This window comes from Streptomyces sp. MAR4 CNX-425, assembly GCF_048656465.1.
In the GTDB taxonomy this organism is placed as follows: domain Bacteria; phylum Actinomycetota; class Actinomycetes; order Streptomycetales; family Streptomycetaceae; genus Streptomyces.
In genome coordinates, this window is the sequence record NZ_JBMDLF010000014.1 from 24,358 (window position 1) to 33,685 (window position 9,328).

Annotated in this window: 8 protein-coding genes and 1 pseudogene; 4 read left to right on the forward strand and 5 right to left on the reverse strand. The window is 69.8% G+C overall.

Going from position 1 to position 9,328, the window contains the following annotated elements; translation table 11 throughout:
- Positions 1-7 precede the first annotated feature (7 nt).
- From ACHZ99_RS30450 to ACHZ99_RS30465, 4 genes and pseudogenes are all read left to right on the forward strand, one after another.
- A pseudogene (locus ACHZ99_RS30450) lies at positions 8-2,794 on the forward strand (type I polyketide synthase); the annotation flags it as partial.
- 7 nt (positions 2,795-2,801) lie between these two features.
- Positions 2,802-3,122 (forward strand): acyl carrier protein, encoded by a 321-nt coding sequence (locus ACHZ99_RS30455; RefSeq protein WP_420308049.1) that lies wholly within the window; start codon positions 2,802-2,804, stop codon positions 3,120-3,122.
- Between the two features lie 11 nt (positions 3,123-3,133).
- Positions 3,134-3,922, forward strand: coding sequence for an arylamine N-acetyltransferase family protein (locus tag ACHZ99_RS30460; RefSeq protein ID WP_420308050.1), 789 nt, complete (start codon positions 3,134-3,136; stop codon positions 3,920-3,922).
- Positions 3,922-5,538, forward strand: coding sequence for a bifunctional 3-(3-hydroxy-phenyl)propionate/3-hydroxycinnamic acid hydroxylase (locus ACHZ99_RS30465; RefSeq protein ID WP_420308051.1), 1,617 nt, complete (start codon positions 3,922-3,924; stop codon positions 5,536-5,538). The genes ACHZ99_RS30460 and ACHZ99_RS30465 overlap by 1 nt, the downstream gene beginning before the upstream one ends.
- 39 nt (positions 5,539-5,577) lie before the next feature.
- Here ACHZ99_RS30465 and ACHZ99_RS30470 read toward each other — a convergent pair whose 3' ends face one another.
- From ACHZ99_RS30470 to ACHZ99_RS30490, 5 genes are all read right to left on the reverse strand, one after another.
- On the reverse strand, positions 5,578-5,976 hold the full coding sequence (locus tag ACHZ99_RS30470; protein WP_420308052.1) for a winged helix-turn-helix transcriptional regulator: 399 nt from the start codon (positions 5,974-5,976) through the stop codon (positions 5,578-5,580).
- Positions 5,977-6,102: 126 nt separating this feature from the next.
- Positions 6,103-6,336: a ferredoxin gene (locus ACHZ99_RS30475; protein WP_420308053.1), complete on the reverse strand. Its 234-nt coding sequence runs from the start codon at positions 6,334-6,336 to the stop codon at positions 6,103-6,105.
- A gap of 2 nt (positions 6,337-6,338) precedes the next feature.
- On the reverse strand, positions 6,339-7,601 hold the full coding sequence (locus ACHZ99_RS30480; RefSeq protein WP_420308054.1) for a cytochrome P450: 1,263 nt from the start codon (positions 7,599-7,601) through the stop codon (positions 6,339-6,341).
- 39 nt (positions 7,602-7,640) lie between these two features.
- Entirely contained in the window at positions 7,641-8,777 is a 1,137-nt protein-coding gene (locus tag ACHZ99_RS30485; protein ID WP_420308055.1) for an acyltransferase family protein, read from the reverse strand.
- Positions 8,778-8,914: 137 nt separating this feature from the next.
- Positions 8,915-9,319: an SRPBCC family protein gene (locus tag ACHZ99_RS30490; RefSeq protein ID WP_420308056.1), complete on the reverse strand. Its 405-nt coding sequence runs from the start codon at positions 9,317-9,319 to the stop codon at positions 8,915-8,917.
- Positions 9,320-9,328: the final 9 nt, after the last annotated feature.

Genomic DNA, 9,328 nt, shown 5'->3' on the forward strand with positions numbered 1-9,328 from the left:
GGCGCTGTTGGAGAACGAGCGGCTGCTCTCGGAGAACGGTCGTCTCACCGCCGCCGCGTCCGAGCCGGTGGCGATTGTGGGGATGGGGTGCCGGCTGCCCGGTGGCGTGGATTCTCCGGATGCGTTGTGGCGGCTGGTGGACGAGGGCCGGGACGGCATTACGGGCTTTCCGTCGGACCGCGGGTGGGATCTGGACGCCCTGTACGACCCGGATCCGGACCATTCGGGGACGTCGTACACGCGGGAGGGTGGTTTCCTGCACGATGCGGGCGGGTTCGACGCGGAGTTCTTCGGGATATCGCCGCGGGAAGCCCTCGGGATGAATCCGCAGCAGCGGCTGCTGCTGGAAGTGTCGTGGGAGACCCTCGAACGGGCCGGGATGGCCCCGGAGTCCCTCAAGGGCAGCGACGTCGGCGTCTACGCCGGGGTGATGTACCACGACTACGCGCCGCGAACCGAGATCCCCAGGGAACTGGAAGCAACCCTGGGGGTGGGCAACAGCGGGAGCGTCGCGTCGGGGCGCATCTCCTACATGTTCGGCTTCGAGGGGCCCGCGGTCACCGTGGATACCGCGTGTTCGTCGTCGTTGGTGGCGGTGCATCTCGCGGTGCAGGCGTTACGGTCCGGGGAGTGCTCGATGGCGCTGGCCGGCGGGGTGGCGGTGATGGCGACGCCGGCGACGTTCATCGAGTTCTCACGGCAGCGCGGGCTGGCCCCGGACGGACGCTGCAAACCCTACGCCGCCGCCGCGGACGGCACCGGCTGGTCCGAAGGCGCCGGACTCGTCCTCCTTGAGCGCCTGTCCGACGCCCGACGCCACGGCCACCACATCCACGCCGTCATCCGCGGCAGCGCCGTCAACCAGGACGGCGCCTCCAACGGACTGACCGCACCCAACGGCCCCTCCCAGCAACGGGTCATCCAGCAGGCACTGAACAACGCACGCCTGGCGCCCGGAGACGTCGACGCGGTGGAAGGACACGGCACCGGCACCACACTGGGCGACCCCATCGAGGCCCAGGCCGTCATCAACACCTACGGCCGGCACCGCACCGACAAAGAACCCCTGTACCTGGGCTCGCTGAAGTCCAACATCGGACACACCCAGGCAGCCGCCGGCGTCGCAGCCGTGATCAAGATGGTCGAAGCCCTGCGGCACGGCCGTCTGCCCCAAACCCTTCACCTCGACGAACCCACCCCCCAGGTCGACTGGAGCGACGGCACCGTCGAACTCCTCACCCAGGCACAGCCATGGCCCAAACGGGACCGGCCGAAGCGGGCCGCCGTCTCCTCCTTCGGCGTCTCCGGCACCAACGCCCACCTCATCCTCGAAGAACCCCCCGGCACCGCACCGGACACCACGCCCGTGAACGATCCGGAACAGCCCACTGCCACACCTGTCTTCGCCGCCGGTGCGGCTCCCGTGGCGATCCCGCTGTCCGGAAAGACCCCGACCGCGCTGTCCGCCGCCGCGCAACGCCTGGCCGAGCATGTGGACCGGCATCCGGATCTGGATCTGGCCGGGCTCGCCGGCACCCTCACCCGGCGTACCCACCACCCCCACCGGGCCGTCGTCCTGGCCACCGACCCCACCGGCGCCCGCGAAGCCCTCACCGCCCTGACCCGGCACACCCCCCACCCCGACCTCATCACCGGCCACGCCACCACCAACGGCAAAACAGCCCTCGTCTTCCCCGGCCAGGGCAGCCAATGGACCGGCATGGGCGCACAACTCCTCACCACCAGCCCCGCCTTCGCCGAACACCTCCACCACACCGCCGACGCCCTCGCCCCCTACACCGACTGGAACCTCATCGACGTCCTCAACCAACACCCCCACGCCCCCACCCTCGAACGCGTCGACGTCCTCCAACCCGCCACCTTCGCCCTCATGACCGCCCTCGCCCACCTCCACACCACCCAAAACATCCACGCCGACACCCACATCGGCCACTCCCAAGGCGAAATCGCCGCCGCCCACACCGCCGGCGCCCTCACCCTCGACGACGCCGCCCGCATCGTCACCCTCCGCTCCCAAGCCATCGCCGAACACCTCGCCGGCCACGGCGGCATGCTCTCCCTCAACCAAACCCCCACGACACCACCACCCTCATCAAACCCTGGCACCCCCACATCAACATCGCCGCCACCAACGGACCCACCTTCACCGTCGTCGCCGGAGACCCCCACGCCCTCCAAGAACTCCAACACCACTGCACCACCCACCACATCACCCACCGCACCATCCCCGTCGACTACGCCTCACACACCCACCACGTCGAAAAAATACAAACCCACCTCGCGAAACTCCTCAAAAACATCACCCCCCACCAAGCACACACCCCCTTCTACAGCACACTCCACAACCGCTACATCCACGACACCACCACCCTCACCCACGAATACTGGTACCAAAACCTCCGCCACCCCGTCCAATTCCACCAATCCATCAACACCCTCATCCAAAAACACCACCACCACACCTTCATCGAAACCAGCCCCCACCCCGTCCTCACCCTCACCCTCCAAGAAACCCTCGACGCACACCAACCACCCACCCACACCACCGAAACCCTCCGCCGCCACCACGACACCCCCCACCAAATCCTCACCACCACAGCAAAACTCCACACCCACACCACCACCCACACCCTCCCCCACACCCCCACACCACCCCACCCCCACCACCCCACACCCCCACCTACCCCTTCCAACACACCAACTACTGGCTCAAAACAAAGGGGGCCTCAGTGAGTTCGGCGAGCCCAACGGAAGCGGGAACGTCCGACGCGGATGAGCCCGTGCCGCTCAAGGAGCGTCTCGACGGCCTCTCAGAAGAGCAGCGGAGGAAAGTGCTGATCGAACTCGTCTGCGCCGAGGCCGCCTCCTCCGTGGGGCGCACCGGCGAGCCCTTCGCGGCGGACGAGGCGTTCTTCGAAGCGGAATTCACCTCGCTGGCCGCGGTCGAAATGCGTAACCGCATGCAGGACGCGACGGGGCTGCGGCTTCCGGTGACGCTGCTCTTCGACCATCCGACTCCGGGAATCCTCGCCGACCATCTCCTCGACAAGCTCGCCGCCGCCCCTGCCGGCGAGGACAGCTCCCAGAACACCGAGAAGTAGGAGAGCCAGACATGTTCCGTACCGATGCTTATCTCGCCGCCCTCGGCCACACCGGGCCGACGGAGCCGGTTCCGGAGACGCTGCGGGTGCTGCAGAAGCGCCACCTGATGTCGATCCCGTTCGACAACTCGCGGCGTACGGATCAGGGAACGTCCTCGCTCACCGACGCCGACATCGACCTGGATGCGGCGTTCGGCCCGGTCGTCGCCGAACGCCGCGGCGGTGTGTGCTTCGAGCTCAACGGGCTGTTCCGCAGGCTGCTGATCGAGCTCGGCTTCACGGTCGACCACCTCGCGGCCGGAGTGCGCGGCCCCGGCGGCACGTTCGGCCCGGACCTGGAGCACATGTTCCTCGGGGTGCGGCTGGACGGCGTGCTCTGGCTGGTGGACGTGGGCTTCGCCGGTCCCGGGTTCCTGGAGCCGCTGCGCGTGGACGATGCGATACAGACCCAGTACGGCTGTGACTACCGGGTGGTCCGGGAGGATCCGTACTACGTGGTGGAACGCCGGCCGCAGGAGCGCGAGTGGCAGCCGGTCTACCGTTTCCGGGACCAGGCGCGCAGCCTCGCCGAGTGGAGTACGGCGGGCGGCCCCGAGGACGGCGACGACGCCTGGAACTGGGAGGGCGAGCTGGTCGCCGCGGACACCGTCATCCAGGCGCGGTCGTTCGACGCCGGCCAGATGGTGCTGGTGGGGCGGCGCTTCCTCAAGGTCGACGGCGGCCACGAGACGGTGAAGGTGCTCGTCGACCAGGTCGACCTCAAGGACACGGCGGCGCTCATCCTGGGCCGGGACCGCTGATGCCGGACCCGACGGAGACAGGCCGGCCGGGACGGGCGAGTGTCCTGATCGTCGGGTACGGTCCGGTCGGCCAGCTGCTCTCCGTGCTGCTCGCGCAGTACGGACACCGGGTGACGGTCGTCGAGCGGTGGCCGCAGGCGTACGCCATGCCGCGTGCGGTGGCTTTCGACGGGGAGTCCGCGCGGATACTGGCGGCGGCCGGAGTCGGCGACCACATAAAGTCGTTCGCCGAGCCGTCGGGGGACTACAGCTGGCTCAGCGCGGACGGCCGGGAGCTCATCCACTACGAGGCGCACGAGACCCGGGGGCTCTCGGGCTGGCCCGACTCGACCTCGATGTACCAGCCCGGCCTGGAGGCGGCGCTCATCGCCCGCGGCGCCGAGCTGCCGAACCTGCGGGTGGTGCGTGGCCGCCGGGCCGTGGACCTGACGGAGTTCAGTGACCCGTCGGGGCCCGGTGTGGAACTGGTCGCCGAGGACGACGCGGGCGCGCGGTCGACGTTCACGGCGGACTGGGTCGTCGGCTGCGACGGTGCGAACAGTTTCGTCAGGGACCGGATCGGTACGGACTTCACCGACCTGGGGTTCCGGCACGACTGGCTGATCTGCGACGTGGTGCCGCGCCCGGCACGGGAGTTCCGGCCGAACAACCTCCAGATATGCGACCCGGCCCGTCCGCGTACCTCGGTGTCGGCGGGACCCGGTCACCGCCGCTGGGAGTTCATGCGGGTGGCGGGCGAGACGGTGGCGGAGCTGGAGACGCCGGAGGCCGCCTGGCGGCTCCTGGAGGAGTTCGGCGTCGGGCCGGACAATGCCACGCTGGAGCGTTACGCGGTGTACACCTTCGAGGCCCGCCACGCACATCGCTGGCGGGCCGGGCGGCTCCTGATCGCCGGGGACGCGGCGCATCTGATGCCGCCGTTTGCGGCGCAGGGCATGTCGTCGGGTTTCCGGGACGCCGCCAACCTGGCGTGGAAGCTGCATCTGGTGCTGACCGGGCTGGCGGACGAGCGGCTGCTGGACACGTACACCGAGGAGCGCAGAAAGCACGTGGAGCACGCGATCGACATGTCGGTGAGTCTGGGCCGGGTCATCTGCCAGACGGATCCCGAGGCGGCCCGGGAACGGGACGAGCTGATGCTGGCGATGCGGCACCGGGCACCCGCCCGGGCGGCACAGCCGTCGGCGGTGGCGCAGCTGACGGACGGCCTCCTGCCGGACCCGGCCGGGGCGGGATCCGACGCTCTCGCCGGCACGCTCAGCCCGCAGGCGCGGGTGGTGCGGGGAGGTGAGGACGGCCTCTTCGACTCCGTGGCCGGCACCGGATTCACCCTGCTGGCGGCGAAGCCCGTGCACGAGCTGCTGGACCGGACGCGGCTGGACGTGCTGCGGCGGCTCGGGGTACGGGCGGTCCGGCTGCTGGCGGCGGGGACCCCGGCCGCGGCGGCCGACGGGGCGTCGGTGGTCGACGCCGACGACGTCTATCTCCCGTACCTGTCACAGCACGGGGTGGTGGCCGCGCTGATCCGGCCGGACTTCTACGTCTTCGGCGCGGCGGCCGACGCGTCCCGGCTGGCCGCCCTCGTGGACGACCTGAGGGCACGGCTCACCGGCTGAGCAACGCGCCGAGGGGGCCCGGCCGTTCGGCCGGGCCCCTCAGCCGTCGGCGCGGAAGGCGTCGTCGGCGCAGGACTCCGCGTCCCGCCGGGCCGCGATCGTGCTCTGGTGACGCCGGGCCCAGTCGGTGAGGGCGGTCAGGGCCTCGTACAGCTCGCGGGCCATCTCGGTGACGGTGTACTCGACCCGGGGCGGGACCGTCGCGTACGCGGTGCGCTCAAGGAGTCCGTCGCGTTCCAGGTTGCGCAGGGTCAGGGTGAGCATGCGGCGGCTGATGCCGTTGAGGGCGCGTTCGAGTTCGGTGAACCGGACCGGTCCCTCCATCGCCACGAGCAGAACCCCGATGCTCCACTTGCCGCTGACCCTGTTCAGGACGTCCAGGACGGTGCAGGCGTTCGCCCGGTCGTGAGGTGCTTTTGTCATCGCGGTGTTCGACATGTCCACGCCTTTCCCCCGAGCGGTTTCGGTAACATCACCGCACCCTTGTTACAACCAATGCACTCAGGGTCGCACCTTGCGGGGAACGGTTTCGGCCACGGGCCCGGGACGGGGTTCGGTGCCGGTTCAGTCGTCGGGGACGACGGCTGTACCGGTGGCCCGGTCGGTGACCGTGATGGCGCCCATCGGGCAGAGGTCCACGGCATCGAGCAGTTCTTCGTGGGGGAGGCTCTCCCCCGCGCGCGGTCGGGACTTCCCCTCGGTGATCACGAAGTGCTGAGGGAAGACGCTCGCGCAGACCCCTGTGCCCAGGCAGACGGTGCGGTCGACCGCGACCAGCCAGGTGCTGTCGGCCGGCATCGTCACCACTTCACCGGCAGCCGGCGCACACCGCGGGCGACGGACTCCTTGCGCCAGGGGACCTCGTCGGCGGGGACGGCCAGCTCCAGGCCGGGGAGCCGGGTGACCAGCGCGGTGAGGGCGAGCTGAAGTTCCATCCGGGCCAGCGGGGCGCCCAGGCAGTGGTGGAGTCCGTGGCCGAAGGCGACGTGCGGGTTGCTCTCGCGGTGGAAGTCGAGCCGGTCGGGCTCGGGGAAGACGTCCGGGTCGCGGTTGGCGGACGCGTAATTGATCATCACGGCTTCGCCGGCCTTGACGAGTACGTCGCCGAGCTGGACGTCCTCCAGCGCGATCCGGGTGTTGTCGGAGGCCGGCGCCAGCGGCGCGTACCGCAGCAGCTCCTCCACGGCCGCGGGCACCAGGGACGGGTCGGCGACCAGCTCCTCCCAGCGGCCGCGGTCCTCCAGCAGCGCGAAGACGTGGCTGCTGAGCTGGTTGGCGGTGGTCTTGTGGCCGGCCGCGAGGAGGGTGATGCCGAGCATGACCAGCTCCTGCTCGCTGAGCTTGTCACCGCCGTCGCGGGCGGCGACCAGCGCGGAGAGCAGGTCGTCCCGGGGTTCGGCCCGGCGCTTGTCCAGCAGGTCCGACATGTAGCCCATCAGCTCCTCCAGCGCCGCGGACACCTCGTCGAGTGGCCGCTCGTCGCCGGTGGTGAGCCAGACGTCGACGAGGGCCCGGAAGGTGGCCTGGTCGGCGGCCGGTACGCCGAGCAGCTCGCAGATGACGGTGACGGGCAGCGGCCACGCGACGTTCTCCGCGAGGTCGGCGTTCGGGCCGAGCGCGATGAACTCGTCGACGAGGCGGTCGACGATCGCCTCGACTCCGGGCCGCAGCTGTTCGACCCGCCTGTTGGTGAACGCCTTGGTGACGAGTTTGCGCAGCCGGGTGTGCTCCGGCGGGTCGAGGGCCACGATGATCGGGTCCTCGAAGGCCTGGCGGGAGCGGGGCACGTCCTTGCCGATGGTGGCGGCGCGGCTGAAGCGGGGGTCGGCCATCACCGTCTTGCTGTCCTCGTACCGGGTGGCCAGCCACGCCTCGCCGCCGTAGGGCATCGTGACCCGCTTGACGGGCTCCTCGCGGCGGTACCGGGCGTAGTTGGGGTGCATGTCGAGTCGCTGGTACGGGCCGAAGGGGTAGGGCTCCGGCCCGGCGCTCGACGCGCCGGCGTGCGGAGTACCTGCGTCCACGGTCTCGTCGGTCGAACCCTCGGGGTGCGAAGCCGTCATCGCGGAAACCTCTCTCAGATGTCTCGGGTGCCGGGTGGCTCAGGCGGAGCTGCTGGGCGGGGCCGGGGCCGATTCCCGGGCGGGGCGCGGGATCCCCACCGGACCGCCCGCCGCCGTCCCGGTACGGGCCCGGGCGCGGCCCCAGCGGCGCATCACCGGCATCTCGACGATGGCGCTGAGCATCCAGCCGAGCAGCAGGGTGGCCGCGAGGAGCAGGAACAGGAGCGCGGTGGCGGTGAAGGTGTCGTACGTGCGGCCACCGAAGATCTCCAGGCGCCCGTAGAAGATCGGGACGACCTGGATGATGTAGAAGCCGAAGGAGACGGTGCCGAGCCACACCGTGAACGGCCGGTTCAGCAGTGTCCGTTCGCCGCGGATGTCGCTGGCGGCGGCCGTGCAGATGATCGCGGCGATCGGTACCACGGTGGTGAGTGCGAAGTTGTACGGCGCGGGGACCTCGACCGCGGCGACGTAGCCGGCGAGTGCCAGGGCGGCCACCGGAACGGCTCCGATGCGCGGCCAGCGGCCGGACATCACGATCCGGGCGAGCAGCACGCCGAGGACGAACTCGAACATCCTGCTCGGCGGGAAGAGGTAGCCGAACCACATCTGCGTCAGGGGCAGCGGCGCCAGCGGGGAGTGGGTCCCGGCCGGCACCACGTACTTGGCGAGGACCGCGACGGCCGCCACGCCGGCCACCATCGCGCCCGCCGCGTGCCACAGCCGTCGCTGGGGAATGCGCAGCAGGGGCCGGATGATGAAGGGGAAGGCCAGGTAGAAGAGCAGCTCGGAGCAGAGCGACCAGGCCGGTACGTTCACGCTGCTGGAGGTGTCGTCCAGCGGTATGAACGAGTGGACCAGGAACAGGTTCGGCAGCCAGGCGTGCATCGGCGTGTACGCCGCCGCGAAAAGCACCATGACGACGGCCCAGGCGACCAGGTGGCTCGGGAAGATCTTGAGCAGCCGGCGCCGCCAGAACGCTCCGGTCCGGTCCCCGTCGCGCCTGGACCAGGTGAGGACGAACCCGCTCAGCACGAAGAAGAACGACACCCCGACGAATCCGGCCGGCGCGAACACGTGCGCCATGCCTTCCGCCACATCCTGGTCGGCGTAGAAATTGATGGGGACGGCCAGATCGATCGGATTGTTGAGCAGCGAGGCGTGTGCGAAGAACACGAGAAGCGCGGCGACGATCCGCAGACCGGTCAGGGAAGGGAGATCGGAAACGCGCTTGCCGTTGCGCCCGGCGGGGACCGCGGGCGCTGCTCCCGGAGTTCCGGAGGATTCCGGCGATCCTGGCGCTCCCGGCTCCATTACGTCACCGCCGCGAGTGACTGCTTCATCGATTCGACCGCCCCGTCCATGCCGGTGGCGATTTCTTCGGCGAGAGAGTCCGGCTTCAGGTCGACCAGCCACCGCACCCGGGAGCCGACCGCGCCCTCCTCGGGGGGAAGGATCTCCATCACGGAGTGGTGGTGAACGAAGTTCCAGGGCGACTTCCGCACGCTGTAGGACATGCGACGGGGCTCGTCGTCGACGCTGACGATCAGCTCCTCAATCGTCCCGTACTCGCCCATGTCGACGGTGCGCACGTCTCCGTCGAGGGTGACGGGGCCGAGGAAGGTGATGAGTTTGTTCACCGCGCCGACATCCACCAAAGCCGCCCATGCGGTTTCCTCGTCCGCGTCCACGGCGAATTCACGAATTATCGATGCCATGTGTTGATG